At 62.0% G+C, this 15,788-nt stretch carries 14 protein-coding genes; 9 read left to right on the forward strand and 5 right to left on the reverse strand.

The features are described 5' to 3' along the window. Positions 1-27: 27 nt before the first annotated feature. Positions 28-732, reverse strand: a complete 705-nt coding sequence (locus ACR0AO_RS09780; RefSeq protein ID WP_480602924.1) for a response regulator transcription factor — start codon at positions 730-732, stop codon at positions 28-30. Continuing rightward, entirely contained in the window at positions 729-2,633 is a 1,905-nt protein-coding gene (locus ACR0AO_RS09785) for a PAS-domain containing protein (RefSeq protein ID WP_480603170.1), read from the reverse strand. Before ACR0AO_RS09785 ends, ACR0AO_RS09780 begins: the two co-directional genes overlap by 4 nt. 276 nt (positions 2,634-2,909) lie before the next feature. Here ACR0AO_RS09785 and ACR0AO_RS09790 point away from each other — a divergent pair, with 276 nt between their 5' ends. The 7 genes from ACR0AO_RS09790 (at position 2,910) to ACR0AO_RS09820 (ending at position 10,710) form a co-directional block, all read left to right on the forward strand. Next, the gene (locus ACR0AO_RS09790; protein WP_480603172.1) at positions 2,910-4,853 is read left to right on the forward strand and encodes an AMP-binding protein; all 1,944 of its coding nucleotides are present in this window, start codon (positions 2,910-2,912) and stop codon (positions 4,851-4,853) included. Positions 4,854-4,867: 14 nt separating this feature from the next. After that, positions 4,868-5,383: a hypothetical protein gene (locus ACR0AO_RS09795; RefSeq protein WP_480602926.1), complete on the forward strand. Its 516-nt coding sequence runs from the start codon at positions 4,868-4,870 to the stop codon at positions 5,381-5,383. After that, positions 5,380-6,198: an ABC transporter ATP-binding protein gene (locus ACR0AO_RS09800; RefSeq protein ID WP_480602929.1), complete on the forward strand. Its 819-nt coding sequence runs from the start codon at positions 5,380-5,382 to the stop codon at positions 6,196-6,198. Before ACR0AO_RS09795 ends, ACR0AO_RS09800 begins: the two co-directional genes overlap by 4 nt. A 29-nt stretch (positions 6,199-6,227) precedes the next feature. After that, a complete protein-coding gene (locus ACR0AO_RS09805; protein ID WP_480602931.1) occupies positions 6,228-7,214 on the forward strand; it encodes a branched-chain amino acid ABC transporter permease in 987 nt (328 codons plus the stop codon). Positions 7,215-7,307: 93 nt separating this feature from the next. Further along, entirely contained in the window at positions 7,308-8,384 is a 1,077-nt protein-coding gene (locus ACR0AO_RS09810; protein WP_480602932.1) for a branched-chain amino acid ABC transporter permease, read from the forward strand. A 93-nt stretch (positions 8,385-8,477) separates the two neighbouring features. After that, positions 8,478-9,761: an ABC transporter substrate-binding protein gene (locus ACR0AO_RS09815; RefSeq protein WP_480602934.1), complete on the forward strand. Its 1,284-nt coding sequence runs from the start codon at positions 8,478-8,480 to the stop codon at positions 9,759-9,761. Positions 9,762-9,876: 115 nt separating this feature from the next. After that, positions 9,877-10,710: an ABC transporter ATP-binding protein gene (locus ACR0AO_RS09820; RefSeq protein ID WP_480602936.1), complete on the forward strand. Its 834-nt coding sequence runs from the start codon at positions 9,877-9,879 to the stop codon at positions 10,708-10,710. Positions 10,711-10,714: 4 nt separating this feature from the next. Here ACR0AO_RS09820 and ACR0AO_RS09825 read toward each other — a convergent pair whose 3' ends face one another. Beyond that, complete coding sequence (locus tag ACR0AO_RS09825; protein ID WP_480602938.1) at positions 10,715-11,545, reverse strand: hypothetical protein; 831 nt, start codon at positions 11,543-11,545, stop codon at positions 10,715-10,717. A gap of 137 nt (positions 11,546-11,682) precedes the next feature. Here ACR0AO_RS09825 and ACR0AO_RS09830 point away from each other — a divergent pair, with 137 nt between their 5' ends. Together ACR0AO_RS09830 and ACR0AO_RS09835 are read left to right on the forward strand one after the other, a co-directional pair. Next, positions 11,683-12,903 carry a phenylacetate--CoA ligase family protein gene (locus ACR0AO_RS09830; RefSeq protein ID WP_480602940.1) on the forward strand — a complete coding sequence of 407 codons (1,221 nt, stop codon included), beginning with the start codon at positions 11,683-11,685 and terminating at the stop codon, positions 12,901-12,903. A gap of 83 nt (positions 12,904-12,986) precedes the next feature. Next, positions 12,987-14,654, forward strand: coding sequence for an ABC transporter permease (locus ACR0AO_RS09835; RefSeq protein ID WP_480602942.1), 1,668 nt, complete (start codon positions 12,987-12,989; stop codon positions 14,652-14,654). 10 nt (positions 14,655-14,664) lie between these two features. On the opposite strand, the gene ACR0AO_RS09840 is transcribed toward ACR0AO_RS09835, so the two are convergent. Together ACR0AO_RS09840 and ACR0AO_RS09845 are read right to left on the reverse strand one after the other, a co-directional pair. Next, complete coding sequence (locus ACR0AO_RS09840) at positions 14,665-15,183, reverse strand: N-acetyltransferase family protein (protein WP_480602944.1); 519 nt, start codon at positions 15,181-15,183, stop codon at positions 14,665-14,667. Next, positions 15,180-15,734: a helix-turn-helix domain-containing protein gene (locus ACR0AO_RS09845; protein ID WP_480602946.1), complete on the reverse strand. Its 555-nt coding sequence runs from the start codon at positions 15,732-15,734 to the stop codon at positions 15,180-15,182. The genes ACR0AO_RS09840 and ACR0AO_RS09845 overlap by 4 nt, the downstream gene beginning before the upstream one ends. Positions 15,735-15,788 lie beyond the last annotated feature (54 nt).

A 15,788-nucleotide genomic window follows, 5' to 3' on the forward strand; every position in this document is an offset into this window, starting at 1 on the left:
TCGCCCGCCGAATCCGGGGCGGCGGGTTCACCGCCAGTTCACATCGCCCAGAAAAATGTACCCAGCGCCATAGATCGTCTTGATCAGGCGCGGGTTCTTGGGATCTTCGCCCAGCTTGGTGCGCAGGCGCGAGATACGCACATCCATCGCCCGGTCAAAGCTTTCACCGGCGCCGCCGCCCAGCATTTCCTGCATCTGCGCCCGGCTGATCAAGCGTTTTGGGCTTTCCAGAAACAGCCGCAGCACCTCGCCTTCGGCATGGCTGAACGGGGTTTCGACTCCCTGTTCGTTCTCCAGAATGTAGCTGTCGAAATGCGCGGTCCAGCCGTTGAAATGGGCGGTGTTGCCGCCCTGTTGTGCGGCGACACGCGGCGCGCGCAGGCGGGCGCGGATGCGGGCCACCACCTCGGCCGGATCGAAAGGCTTGGTGATGTAGTCGTCGGCGCCCAGCTCCAGCCCGGTCACCCGGTCCTGCACCTGCGCCCGGCCCGAGATGATGATCACCGCTGCCCCCTGTTCCAGCGCCAGCCGATGCACCAGCGCCAGCCCGTCGGTATCGGGCAGCGACAGGTCCACCAGACAGACATCCGGCGTCACCCGTTTCAGCGAGGCCTCGAATTCGCGGGCGCGCGAAAAGCTTTGCGTACGAAATCCGGCCTCTTCCAGCGCCTCGGTCAGGATTTGCCGGATTTCAGGTTCGTCGTCGAGAATGGTCACCAGCGGTTGCGTCATTGGGCGGCCTCGGGTCGGATCAGGGCGGAAAGCTGCGCCCGCGAGAAGGGTTTGCGCAAAACCGGGCCCAGGGCAAGGGCTTCGCGGTGCAGCGGGTCGGTCAGCGGCAGCGAGGTCATCAGGATACAGGGCAGGCCGGGCTGCAGGCGCTTGATCAGGTCGATGCCGGTGGCGGGACCTTCGAGTTTGATATCCGACAGCACCAGCGAGATATCCTCGATGTCGGCGGTCAGCGCGCAGGCCTCGTCGACCGAGGTCGCCTCGATCACCGACAGGCCGAGGTCGATCAGCAGGTCGCGGAACTGGCTGCGCAGATCGTCATTGTCCTCGACCAGCAGGGCCAGCCCGCCCTGCGCCGGCGGGGCGGCGCGATAGGGCAGGCGCAGGATCACCGCCGCACCCGAAGGAGAGTTGCGCAGTTGCAGGTCGCCGCCCGCCAGCTTGACCATGTCATAGACCATCGGCAGGCCCAGCCCCGACCCCTCGCTGCCCTTGGTGGTGAAGAACGGGTTCAATGCCTTGTCCAGCGCGTCGGGTGAAAAGCCGGGGCCGGTATCTGTGACGGTGATTTCGATCCAGATATTGCCGATGGCATGGGCGCTGATGGTGATCTGCCCGGTTGCGCCGCAGGCGTCGCGGGCGTTCAGCACCAGGTTCAGCAAGGCGTCCTGCAACATGCCGGGATCGAGCAGCAGCGCCTCATCAGGCAGGGTGTTGACCACCGACAGCCCCATGCCGCGCGGCAGCGAGGGCGAGGCGAGGATCTTCATGTCCTCCAGCAGGCCGCGCATGTCGGTTGCCTGCGGATGCAGGGTTCGGTTGCCGGTCATGTCGGCGATCCGGTTCAGCAGTTGCCCGCCCCGGCGGGCGGTCTGCTGGGTGGCGGCGACCAGTTCGGCCGCCTCTTCGGGCAGGGCCATCTTTTCAAGCTTGCCCTGCATCCCGAGGATGATCGTCAGCAGGTTCGAGAAATCATGCGCCAGCCCGCTGGTCATCTGCGCCGCCATCGCGCGGCGCCGTGATTGCTGTAGCGCCACACGGGCCTGGGTTTCCTCGGTCACGTCCATCGACAGGATATAGACGCCCCCCTCCTGATCCGGCGTGAACGAGGCGCGGATTCGGCGCTGATCGTGATTCTCGGTGAATTCGAAGACCGAAGTGCGTCCGCCATATGCTTTTTGCAGATGCGGTGCCACGCGGGCGAAGGCCGATGGCCCCAACGCCTCGGAGATATGCAGGCCCAGAATATCCGAAGGCCGCCCCGGCATCACCGAGCTGAGGCGGCGGTTGGAATAGGTATAGTGGCCGCCCGCATCCACATGCGCGATATGGGCGGGCATCATTTCCGTGGTCAGGCGGGTGCGCGATTCGATCTCGGTCAGCTGCCGCTTGGCTTCTTCCAGCGCGCTGATCGTGGCGGCCAGTTCGCGGTTGGTGGCCGACAGTTCCTCGGCATGGGTCAGCAACTGATCGGACAGCTCTTCGGACCGCGAACGCAGCATTTCCTCGACCCGTTTGGTGCGCGAGATGTCGGTATAAACCGCCACCCAGCCGCCCTGTGGCAGCGGCGCGCCCTCGACCGAGATGACCTGGCCGTTGGGGCGGATGCGTTCGATATAGTGCGGCTCGAACGCCATGGCCTGCCGGACGCGGCTTTGCACGATTTCCTCGATATCCGTCTCGGGCGCGTATTCGCCGTTTTCCGCCAGGTATCGGATGGTGTCGGCAAAGGCGGCCCCGGGCCGCGCCAGACTGGCTGGCAGGTCGAACATTTCCTGAAACCGCCGGTTGCTCAGCGCCAGCCGCAGGTCGCTGTCATAGATCGAAAGGGCCTGCCCGATCAGGTTCAGCCCCGCCGTGGTCATCGCCTTGATGTGTTGTTCGGAATTGCCCAATGCCATCCTCCCCGCACCCATGCCTATCACCGGACAGATACGGCGGGTAGAGCCTTTGCCGCCATCCCTTCCGCTGTGGCCAAATGTAACAACCCGCGACCCTTTTCTGCGGACTTGTTACAATTCGTAAGATTTGGGAAAACATCAGGAAAAAATTTCGGATCAACGTTTGACTGTCTTCGGAACGGCGGATTCGCATTCGTGGACGTTCCCGGCCCCGAGGTGATGGCCGGGATGGGGAGGAGAGAGAAATTGGCTCAGACGCAGTCTGGCGCCGAGGGGATGCAATCCCTTCCGGCGCTGCTTCATCGCAACGCAACGCAGTTCGGGGATGCCCCGGCCTATCGGGAAAAGGAATTCGGCATCTGGCAATGCTGGACCTGGGCCGGCGCAGCGCGGGAAATCCGCGCCATCGCGCTGGGCTTTCTGGAGCTTGGCATCGAAAAGGGCGACCACATTGCGGTGATCGGGCGCAATCGCCCGGCGCATTACTGGTCGATGGTCGCGGCCCAGATGGTGGGCGCGGTGCCAGTGCCCCTGTACCAGGATTCGGTGGCCGAGGAGATGGCCTATGTGATGGAGCATTGCGGCGCGAAATACGTCGTCTGCGGTGATCAGGAACAGGTCGACAAGGTCATCGAAATTCAGGAGAAGGTGCATCAGGTCAAGCACATCCTCTATACCGACAAGCGCGGCATGCGGAAATACGACCATTCCCAGATGAACGCACTGGAAGACCTGATGGCCGAAGGCAGTGCGGGTCATCAGCGTTTTGACGCGGAACTGGACAAGCGCATCGCCAGTATCACCTATGACGACACCTGCGTGATGCTGTATACGTCGGGCACCACCGGCAAGCCCAAGGGCGTGGTGCTGTCGAACCGCAACGTGATCGAAAGTGCGAAGAACTCGGCCGAGTTCGACCATCTGAGCCGGGGTGAGGACATCCTGTCCTATCTGCCGATGGCCTGGGTGGGCGATTTCATCTTTTCCATCGGTCAGGCCTATTGGTGCGGTTTCTGTGTCAACTGCCCCGAAAGCGCCGACACGATGATGACCGACCTGCGCGAGATCGGGCCGACCTATTTCTTCGCCCCGCCGCGTGTGTTCGAAACCCAGCTCACCAACGTGATGATCCGGATGGAGGATGCGGGCAAGCTGAAGCAGCGTATGTTCCACCACTTCATGGCGCATGCGAAAAAGGTCGGCGGGCGCATTCTGGACGGCAAGCCGGTTGGTTTCGGCGACCGGGTGAAATACGCGCTGGGCAATCTGCTGGTCTATGGCCCGCTGAAGGACACGCTGGGCTATGGCCGGTTCCGCGTGGGATATACGGCGGGTGAGGCGATCGGGCCGGAGATTTTCGATTTCTACCGTTCGCTCGGCATCAACCTGAAGCAGCTGTACGGCCAGACCGAGGCCACCGTTTTCATCACGGTTCAACCGGATGGCGAGGTGCGCGCGGATACGGTTGGTGTGCCTGCGCCGGCGGTTGAGTTGAAGATCGACGACAAGGGCGAGATCCACTACCGCTCGCCCGGCGTCTTCGTGGAATATTACAACAACCCGGAATCCACTGCCTCGACCAAGGATGCCGAGGGCTGGGTCGCCACCGGCGATGCCGGGTTCATCGAGGAAAGCTCGGGCCACCTGCGCATCATCGACCGCGCCAAGGATGTGGGCAAGATGGCCGATGGCTCGATGTTCGCGCCGAAATATGTCGAGAACAAGCTGAAATTCTATCCGGATATTCTGGAAGTCGTGCTGTTCGGCAACGGCAAGGATCGCTGCGTCGCTTTCATCAATATCGACCTGACGGCGGTGGGCAACTGGGCCGAGCGCAACAACGTGGCCTATGCGTCCTATCAGGAACTGGCGGGACATCCGCGTGTGCTGGAGACGATTAAGTCCCACGTTGAAGAAGTGAACAAGTCGGTCGCTGCGGATGAGATGCTGTCGGGCTGTCAGGTGCATCGGTTCGTGGTGCTGCACAAGGAACTGGATGCCGATGACGGCGAGATGACCCGGACCCGCAAGGTGCGACGCGGGTTTGTCGAGGAGAAGTTCCACGACATCATCGCGGCGCTCTATGACGGGTCCAGTCAGGTATCGACGACCACCGAAGTCACTTATGAGGACGGCCGCAAGGGCTCGATCAGCGCCACGCTGGAAATCGTCGACGCGCCGGTCGTACCGGTGGCTCAGCACAAGGTTGCGGCGGAATGAGGGGCCTCTTACCAGTGCTTGCTGCATCGGTGATCGCGGCAACAAGTGCGGAAGCATCTCAAATCGGCGATGTGTTTTTTGAAGCTTGTCTCGCTCCCCTTGTAGAAGGAACGCCGATTGGAGACCTGTCATCTCTTGGTCCGGAGGAGAATGTTGCGCCAAACGGGAGTTACACCGGCCGCCAGTGGCAAACGGATGAAGGCTTTCTTCTGAGTGAAATGAATTCCGGGCTTCTGAACGCTTGTGACATAAGCTTGGGTGGTGCTCAGGCGCTCGACGATGTTGCACACGGTACGCCTGAACAGGCATCATTGCTTTGGTCTGAATTTTCCGAAGTAGCCAAGAAATTGATCGCGGGAGGCCGCTTTCAGGAACGAAGCACGGATCGTGTTGAAAACGCGCGAATCTTCGCGATTGAAACAATTGGCCCAAACCCCAATGGGCGGATAGTCGCGGCATTCGTCTATCATGACCAATCCAGTAATTACGCCTTTATTGCGGCGGCAGAAGCGGAGGTAACCTCCCAGTGAAAGATGCAGTGGACTCCTACGTCACCGAAGACGGCCGCAAGATTGGCGGCGTGGTGATGGAAATGAAGAACATCACCCTGCGCTTTGGCGGCGTGGTGGCGATCAAGGATATCAGTTTCGACATCCGCGAGGGCGAGATCCGCGCGATCATCGGACCGAACGGCGCGGGCAAGTCCTCGATGCTGAACGTGATCTCGGGCTTTTACGTCCCGCAGGAGGGCGAGGTCTGGTTCCATGGGGCAAAACGCCCGGCCATGCGCCCCTATGAGGTGGCGCGGCAGGGCATCGCGCGCACGTTCCAGAACATCGCCCTTTTCGAGGGCATGAGCGTGCTGGACAACGTGATGACGGGCCGGCTGAACTATATGAAGACCAATCTGTTTCAGCAGGCGCTGTGGAAAGGCAGGGCCGAGGCGGAAGAAACCGAGAACCGCGAAGCGGTGGAAAAGGTCATCGACTTTCTGGAGATTCAGCACATCCGCAAGACACCGGTGGCGCGCCTGCCTTACGGGCTGAAAAAGCGCGTCGAACTGGCCCGTGCGCTGGCGGCCGAACCCAAGCTTTTGCTGCTGGATGAGCCGATGGCGGGCATGAATGTCGAAGAGAAAGAGGACATGAGCCGCTTCATCCTCGACGTGAATGACGAGTTCGGCACCACCATCGCCCTGATCGAACACGATATGGGCGTGGTGATGGACCTGAGCGACCGGGTGGTGGTGATGGATTACGGCAAGAAGATCGGCGACGGCACGCCAGACGAGGTGCGCAATAACCAAGAAGTCATCGACGCCTATCTGGGGGTGAGCCATGACTGAGCGCCAAAAAGACAAGTGGGGAGGCAACCATGCCTGAACAACTCGTATTCGCGATGGAGGTCATCCTCAACGGCCTGATGGCCGGGGTGCTCTATGCGCTGGTCGCGCTGGGCTTTGTGCTGATCTACAAGGCGTCCGGCATTTTCAATTACGCACAGGGGGTTATGGCCCTGTTCGCGGCGATGACGCTGGTCGGGATCATGAACGGACAGGTGCCATTTTCGCATCTGATCAATGCGATCCTCGGCACGCATATCCATTACTTTGGATGGAATGTGCCCGCATTGCTGGCGATTTTGCTGACCATGGGCGTGATGGTGCTGCTGGCCTGGGCGGTGCAGCGCTTCGTCATGCGCCATCTGGTCGGACAGGAGCCGATCATCCTGTTCATGGCCACCATCGGTCTGGCTTATTTCCTTGAAGGCGTGGCCGACCTGATGTGGGGGTCCGAGATCAAGACGCTGGATGTGGGCCTGCCGCAGGGCATCAACCTGTGGATCGACGAAGCCACGTTCAACATCTTCGGCTACGGCTTCTTCATCGACAATCTCGACATCGTGGCCACTGTGATCGCGGCGTTGCTGGTGGCTGCGCTGGTGGCGTTCAGCCAATACACCAAGCAGGGCCGGGCGATGCGCGCGGTGGCGGATGACCATCAGGCGGCGCTGTCGGTCGGCATTTCGCTGAACTTCATCTGGGTCATGGTCTGGTCGGTGGCGGGTTTTGTCGCACTGGTTGCGGGCATCATGTGGGGCACCAAATCGGGTGTGCAGTTCTCGCTGAGCCTTATCGCGCTCAAGGCGCTTCCCGTTCTCATGCTGGGTGGGTTCACCTCGATCCCCGGCGCCATCGTCGGCGGGCTGATCATCGGCGTAGGCGAGAAGCTGTTCGAATTTGCCATCGGCCCGCTGGTGGGCGGCGCCACCGAGAACTGGTTCGCCTATGTGCTGGCTCTGATCTTTCTGGTGTTCCGCCCGCAGGGGCTGTTCGGAGAGAAGATCATCGAAAGGGTATAGACCGTGTGCAGCTTCGATCTGAACCGCAACGCCAATCCGGGCAAGGACCCGGCGCCCCGAAACCGGGCGCAGGAAGAATGGGAAAAATAAGCCATGTTCTATCGTGAAGCCGGAGATTTCAAAACCTCCTATCAGGACGACAGCCAGACCTTCCCGATCAGGTTCGACCGGTATCGCTATTATGTCGTGTTGGCGGTTGCTTTCGGGATCATCCCTTTCATCATCAACGACTATTGGGCCAACGCGCTGCTGCTGCCGTTCCTGATCTATGCCATCGCGGCGATCGGGCTGAACATCCTGGTGGGCTATTGCGGACAGGTGTCCTTGGGTACCGGCGGGTTCATGGCGGTGGGGGCTTATGCCTGTTACAAGCTGATGACCGCTTTCCCGGACGTGAGCATGTTTGTCCACGTCATTCTCGCAGGCGGGATCACCGCAATTGTGGGCGTTCTGTTCGGCCTGCCGTCGTTGCGGATCAAGGGGTTCTACCTGGCGGTGGCGACGCTGGCAGCGCAGTTCTTTCTGGTCTGGCTCTTCAACCGGGTGCCGTGGTTCTACAACTACTCGGCCTCAGGCCAGATCAACGCGCCGGAACGTGACGTGTTCGGCATCATCATCACCGGCCCGAACGCGCCGGCCTGGGCGACCTATATGTTCTGCCTGATCTTCCTGGCCGTTTCGGCGCTAATCGCGCGCAACCTGACGCGCGGCACCACGGGCCGCACCTGGATGGCAATCCGCGACATGGACATCGCCGCCGAGATCATCGGGGTGAACCCGCTCAAGGCCAAGATGAGCGCCTTTGCCGTCTCGTCCTTCTTTGTCGGCATCTCGGGTGCGCTGTTCTTCTCGGTTTATCTCGGCGCGGTCGAGGTCGGCGAGGCGTTCGGCATCCAGAAATCGTTCCTGGTGCTGTTCATGGTCATCATCGGCGGTCTCGGTTCAATCTTCGGATCCTTCGCAGGCGCGGCCTTCTTGGTGCTGCTGCCGGTGGTGCTCAAGGTCGTGGGCGCCGACATGCTGGGCTGGCCCACCGATATCGTGGCGCATCTGCAGCTGGTGATCGTGGGCGCGCTTATCATCATGTTCCTGATCCTCGAACCGCACGGGCTGGCCCAGCTGTGGCGCGTGGCGAAGGAAAAACTGAGACTTTGGCCCTTCCCCTATTGACGAAGGGCCGGGTGGGGCAACCCGCCCTACGGATGGCCCCGGCCGGATTAACGGGGTGGAAACATCGGTCAAAACCAAGGGAGGACTAACCCGATGAAGACAAAACTGGCAACCCTGGCGCTCGGCGCCATGATGGCCGCAGGCCCGGCGATGGCAGACCTCGTGTTTCCGTCGCTCAGCTATCGGACCGGTCCGTTCGCTGCTGGCGGTATTCCGTTCGCCGATGGTTATGCGGATTATTTCACCCTGCTGAACGAGCGTGACGGCGGCATCGAAGGCGTGTCGGCCAAGGTGATCGAATGCGAGACCGGCTATAACACCGAAAAAGGTGTGGAATGTTATGAATCGACCAAGGGCGAAGGCGCGTTGATCTATCAGCCGCTGTCGACCGGCATCACCTATCAGCTGATCCCGAAAGCGACCGCAGACGATATCCCAATCCACTCGATGGGTTATGGTCGCACCTCGGCCAAGAACGGCAAGGTGTTCAGCCACGTGTTCAACTATCCCGCCAACTATTGGGATGGTGCGTCGGGCGCGGTCAACTATCTGCTGGACGAAAACGGTGGTGACCTGAACGGCAAGAAAATCGCGCTGGTCTATCACAACTCGGCCTACGGCAAGGAGCCGATCCGGACCCTGGAAGAGCTGTCCAAGAAGCACGGATATGAACTGATCCTGTTGCCGGTCGACAGCCCGGGTCAGGAACAGAAGTCTCAGTGGCTGCAAATCCGCCGCGACCGTCCCGACTATGTCCTGATGTGGGGCTGGGGCGTGATGAACCAGGTTGCTATTCAGGAAGCCGCCAACATCCGCTTCCCGATGGAAAACTTCATCGGCATCTGGTGGTCGGGTTCGGAAAACGACGTGCTGCCCGCTGGTGATGCAGCCAATGGCTACAAGTCGTTGACCTTCCACAACGTCGGCAGTGATTTCCCGCTGTTCGAAGACCTGAACAAATACGTCATTGGCGCGGGCAAGGCTGCTGGCGCTGGCGATCAGGTTGGCACCGTTCTGTACAACCGGGGTCTCTATGCCGCGATGCTGGCCGCAGAAGCTGCCAAGAAAGCGATGGAAATCCACGGCACCAAGGACATCACCGGCGGTATGATGCGCGACGGCATGGAAGCCTTGGAGATCACCGAAGCCAAGATGGCCGAACTGGGTCTTCCGAACTTTGGTCCGGCCTTCTCGGTCAACTGTGAAAACCACGGCGGTGACGCCCTGGTTGGTGTGACCCAGTGGGATGCGGCCAACAAGTCCTGGTCGCTGATCTCGGAATACAAGCCGACCGATGGCGAAGTGATCGGCGCACTGATCGAAGAAGACTCGGGCGCCTACGCTTCGGAAAATGCCATCGAAGCGGGCTGCAACTAAGTCGACCGTGTCCCGGCACGCGCCGGGGCACAGATCAACCGGGGGCGGCGGCAGGCCCGCCGCTCCGCACCGGACAAGTCCCGGCATTACGGGACAGGCATGAGGACAAGCGCTGATGCTGGATGCGGCAACAACCACCGACGTGCAGGCGGAAACCCTGCTTGAGGTCAACAATATCGAGGTGATCTACAATCACGTGATCCTCGTGCTCAAGGGCGTCAGCCTGAACGTGCCCAAAGGCGGCATCACGGCCTTGCTGGGCGGCAATGGCGCGGGAAAGACGACAACACTCAAGGCGGTGTCGAACCTGCTGCATTCCGAACGCGGCGAGGTTACCAAAGGCTCGATCAAGTACCGTGGCGCGGACATCCACGAACTGGACCCCGCCGATCTGGTGCAAAAGGGCGTCATCCAGGTGATGGAGGGGCGGCATTGCTTCGAACACCTGACGGTCGAGGAAAACCTGCTGACCGGCGCCTACACCCGCAAGGACGGGGGCGCTGCGATTCAACAGGACCTTGAACTGGTCTACAATTATTTCCCGCGCCTCAAGGAACGCCGCCGCTCTCAGGCCGGCTATACCTCGGGCGGTGAGCAGCAGATGGTGGCGATGGGCCGGGCGCTGATGTCGCGGCCCGAGACGATCCTGCTGGACGAACCCTCGATGGGGCTTGCGCCGCAGCTGGTCGAAGAGATTTTCGGCATCGTCAAGGATCTGAACGAAAAAGAAGGCGTGTCCTTCCTGTTGGCCGAACAGAACACCAACGTGGCTCTGCGGTTTGCCCATTACGGCTATATCCTGGAGTCGGGCCGCGTGGTGATGGACGGCCCCGCCGCCGAACTGCGCGAGAACCCGGATGTAAAGGAATTCTATCTCGGCATGTCCGACGAAGGCCGCAAGAGCTTTCGCGACGTGCGCTCGTACCGCCGCCGCAAGCGGTGGTTGTGAGGGCTCAGGCGTGCTCGGTTTCCGCTTTCATCTCGGCAATCCGTTCCAGCGCCTCTTCGCGGGTGTTGCGGATATTGGGGCGGAACCCCTGGGTTTCGGCGCGCATGCGGATGTCGGCCTCGGTCTCGGACCCGGCGGCATAGCGCACCGAGCCCAGCGAATGGGCGGCGTTCAGCTTCTTACCCCGGTGGGCGTATTGCACCCAGGCCGCGGGCAGGATTTCGCAGCCGTTGAGATCGACAAGAAAATACCATTTGCGGCCGGTCTCGGCGATGCGCTCCTCGATATAGTCATAAAACTCGTTCACGTCGCGCGAGTGATGAAAGACGAAATGCGAAAAATTCGCGTTCATGATTCCGGCCTCGGCGTCAAACGAGATTCTGCGCACGAAATCGCTCAGAACATAGTTCGGATCGTGCTGGACCCGCTTGCGGCGCGTGCTGGGAAGCTGACTGATTCGCGCCAGCGCCTCTTCGCGGCTGGCAAACAGATTCGGATCGAAGAATTCGGTGTTGGCCGCGCGTTCGATCTGGGTGCGGGTTTCCTCGGACGGATCGTAGCGCACCGAGCCCATGGAATGCGCCAGATTGAGCGACTTGCCGCGGCGGGAATAGGCCAGCCAGGCCTCGGGGTCGATCTGTGTTCCATGCAGGTTGACCAGAAAAAACCATTTCTCTTCACCGGTTTGCGCGATGCGCTCTTCCAGCCGGTCGTAAAAGCGGTTGACCGTTTCCGAGTTGTCGAAATGAAAACCCGAGAAATCCGCTTCCATAGTTTGCAGCGCGTCGTGAAACGTGATCCTGCGGTCCAGGTCTGCGGTGTCGAAATCGGTCACGTCGGTCTCCTCTCTCCGTTCTTTCAATGTGGTCGGGTCAAATTGTATGCGATGGCATGCAGAGACTTGCCCCAAGGTCAACACAATCTCAATCAGGCAAGCTGTCGCGCCCCGCGCAGCGCATGGAGGACCTGTCCATGACACAGCATTTTGATGCGCTCGAAACCCGCTCGGCCGACGAACGCGCCGCTGGTCTCGCTCGGGAACTGCCGCAGCAGATCGCCCGTGCTCAGGCGGCTCCGGGGTTCGCAACCCCGTTGCAGGATGTCGATGCAGGGGCGGTCACGACCCCCGAGGCACTGGTGGCGCTGCCCGTTCTGCGCAAGTCCGAGCTGACCCGGGCGCAGTCCGAACATCCCCCCTTCGGCGGGTTTACCGTCAAGCCCGCGCATGGGTTTGCCCAAATCTTTCAGTCGCCGGGGCCGATCTATGAGCCGGGTGGCGTCGATCATGACTGGTGGCGCATGGGCCGGTTTCTGCATGCGGCGGGAATCGGGACGGGCGACATCGTGCAGAATTGCTTTGGTTATCACCTGACGCCCGCCGGCATGATCTTTGAAAACGGCGCCCGTGCCGTCGGGGCCGCCGTTCTGCCCGCCGGGACCGGCCAGACCGAGTTGCAGGTGACCGCCGCGCGCGATGTGGGTTGCACCGCCTATGCGGGCACGCCGGACTATCTCAAGGTGATCCTCGACAAGGCCGACGAGATGGGCGTCAGCCTGAAGTTTTCCAAGGCCGCTGTCGGGGGTGGTGCGCTGTTCCCCAGCCTGCGCCAGGAATACGCCGACCGGGGTATCACCTGTCTGCAAAGCTATGCCACCGCGGATCTGGGCAATATCGCCTATGAAAGCACCGCGATGGAGGGGATGATCGTCGACGAGCATGTGATCGTCGAGATCGTCACTCCCGGCACCGGCACGCCGGTGGCGCCGGGTGAGGTGGGCGAGGTCGTGGTTACCTCCCTGAACCCCGATTACCCGCTGATCCGCTTCGCCACCGGTGACCTCTCTGCCATTCTGCCGGGGCAGTCGCCCTGCGGCCGCACCAACCTGCGGATCAAGGGCTGGATGGGCCGCGCCGATCAGACCACCAAGATCAAGGGCATGTTCGTCCGGCCCGAACAGGTGGCGGCGCTGGTCGAGAAGCACTCCGAGATCGTCAAGGCGCGCGTCATCGCCACGCGGGACGGGGAAATGGACACGATGACCGTCCGCATCGAAAGCCCGAGCCAGGACAGTTCCGCCTATGCCAGATCGGTGGTCGAGGTGCTCAAACTCAAGGGCGCGGTCGAGGTCGTCGCCCCCGGCACCCTGCCCAAGGACGGGCTGGTGATCGAGGATCAGCGGGTTTACGACTGAGCATTGGCTCTGGTAATTCCGACTGAATTGCTCGAATAAGGGCGGGGCGGGGAAGGACGCCCCGCTTCGCTGTTTTTGGGATCATGGCTGAGATCGAATACGCAGAACACGGCTCGCGCCACCGTAACGCGCTTGGAACCCGGGTACTTGGGGGTCTTGCCTATGCCATCGCATTGGCCTGTCTGCTGCCGATGGTGGCGGTTTCGTTTGCGGCGCTGACCGGCGGCACGGATACGATCACCCATCTGATCCAAACGGTGCTGCCGCGCTATCTGGGAACCACCGCCGTCGTGGTGGCGCTGGTCGCGACCGGCACGTTCTGTCTGGGCGTCGGGGCGGCGTGGCTGGTCACGATGACGCGCTTTCCCGGCGTGCGCCTGATGGAGATCGCGCTGGTCCTGCCGCTGGCCTTTCCCGCTTACGTGCTGGCCTATGCCTATACTTTCGTGCTGGATCACCCCGGCATCGTTCAGGCGACTCTCAGGCAGGTGATGGGCTGGGGGCCGCGTGACTATTGGTTCCCGGAAATCCGCTCGACCGAGGGCGCGGCGGCGATGCTGATCCTTGTCCTTTATCCTTATGTCTATCTGCTGGCCCGCGCCGCGTTTTTGCAGCAAAGCGCCACCGCCTTTCTGGCCGCCCGCGCGCTGGGTTCAAGCCCGTGGACCGCGTTCTGGCGGGTGTCGCTGCCGATGGCGCGCCCGGCAATCGCGGGCGGTGTGCTGCTGGCGGTGATGGAGACCATCGCCGATTTCGGAACCGTCGCCTATTTCGGGGTGCAGACCTTCGCGACCGGCATCTATACCAGTTGGTTTTCGATGGGCGACCGCGCGGCGGCGGCACAGCTGGCACTGTGTCTGCTGGGGATCGCGCTGGTCATGGCCGTGGCCGAACGCACCCAGCGCGGCAAGGCGAAATACTATCAGGCCGGCAAGCGCCATGCCACCATGCCCGCAGCGCAGCTCAAGGGGTGGCAGTCGGTCGCGGCCTTTGTTCTCTGCGCGATCCCGGTGCTGCTGGGCTTTTTGTTGCCGGTCGTGATTCTGATCCAGATGGGGCTGGAGTCGGAACAGAACCTGCTGTCGCGGCGCTATATCGGCTTTGTCCGCAATTCGCTGATCCTGGCCGGAACAGCGGCGATTGTCACGGTGGGCGCGGCGATCTGCGTGGGCTTTTTTCAGCGCCTGAAACCGGGACGCAGGGCCGCCGGGGCGGCCTATCTGGCGCGCCTGGGCTATGCGGTTCCGGGCGGGGTGATCGCGGTGGGGCTGATGGTGCCCTTTGCCGGTTTCGACAATGCGCTGGATGCTTGGATGCGCGACACCTTCGGGGTCTCGACCGGGCTTTTGGTCACCGGGTCGATCTGGCTGCTGGTGGCGGCCTATACGGTGCGCTTTCTGGCCGCCGCGCTCAGCGCCTATGAGGGCGGGCAGAGCATGGTGCACGCCAATATGGACGCCGCCGCCCGGTCGCTGGGCCAGACCCCGCTGGGCACATTGCGGCGGGTGCATCTGCCGATCCTGACACCGTCGCTGCTGACGGCGCTGCTGATCGTCTTTGTCGACGTGATGAAGGAACTGCCCGCGACGCTGATCATGCGGCCCTTCAACTTTGACACGCTGGCGGTGCAGGCGTACCGGCTGGCCTCGGATGAACGGCTGGAAGGGGCGGCGGTGCCGTCGCTGGTGATCCTTGCCGTGGGTCTGCTGCCGGTGATCCTGATCTGCCGACAGGTCGGGCGCCAGCGCTAGAGGCGCCGCCTCAGATCAATTCCTTGTACATATAGGTCGTCGGCTCGAACACGTCTTCAAACGGGTTGCGGCAATAGTTGGGGATTTCCCCCACCACCTCGAAGGCGAGACTTTGGTAAAGTCGGCCTGAAGGATCGCCGCTGCGGGTATCCAGCACCAACAGCGTCTTGCCGAGCTGGCGCGCGCGTGCCTCCAACATGTGCATCAGCGCCCGGCCCAGACCGCGCCGCCGCGCGCCCGGGTGCACCAGCAGCTTGGCCACATCGGCCCGGTGCGGCTGATTGGGCATCGTCGCTTTCGCCAGCTGCACCGTTCCCAGAACGCGGCCGCCTTCGCGCGCCAGAAACAGGTCGACGCCCCCCGAGCGAACCGGGGGAAACACCCGGTCCTGCCAATAGGCGCGCGCCTCGGCCCGGGAAAAGGGCAGGATGAACCCGACGCTTGCGCCCGCGTGAACGCTGGCGTGCAGGATGTCGGCAAGTTCGTCCAGAACCGCCGGCAGTTCGGCGCCGTTCGCCCGCGCGATCATATCAGCACCAGCATATAGCGCGCGCCGCGCTGCGGGCCGGTTTCGAACCGGCTGGGGCCCGACAGGTGATATCGCAGGCAATCGCCCGCGTTCAGGTGATGCGGCGTGTCGTCCAGCGTCAGCGTCAGCGCACCATCGAGGATCACCAGATGATGCTCCTGCCCCGGCTTTGGCGGGGTGTCATAGGCGATGGCGGCGGCCGACGGCAGGTGGCATTCCAGCACCTCGGCATTCAGCCCCGCAGCGGGCGGCGAAACCGCCCGTCGGGTGTAACCCGTCTCGGGGTCGGTCCATTCCGGTTGGTGTTCGAAAGGCACCCTGGGGGCGAAACTGTCCTCGACCATCATCAGCAAACGCGACATCGGCAGCCCGTAAGCGGAGCACAGCCGGCCCAGGCTCTCGGCGGTCGGGCTGACCTCGGCCTTTTCCATCCGTGACAGCGTCGCCCGGCTGAGCCCGCTTTGGTTGGCCAGTTGATCCAGCGACCAGCCCCGCCCCAGCCGCAGATCCTTCAAATGCCCCGCAAGGCGTTCCGACAGGTCATCCAGCATTGATCTAATCCGAGAAATATTTTCAATTATGGGAATGCTGCATTGAAATAGAAC

It is taken from the genome of Ruegeria sp. AF8 (genome assembly GCF_056541825.1).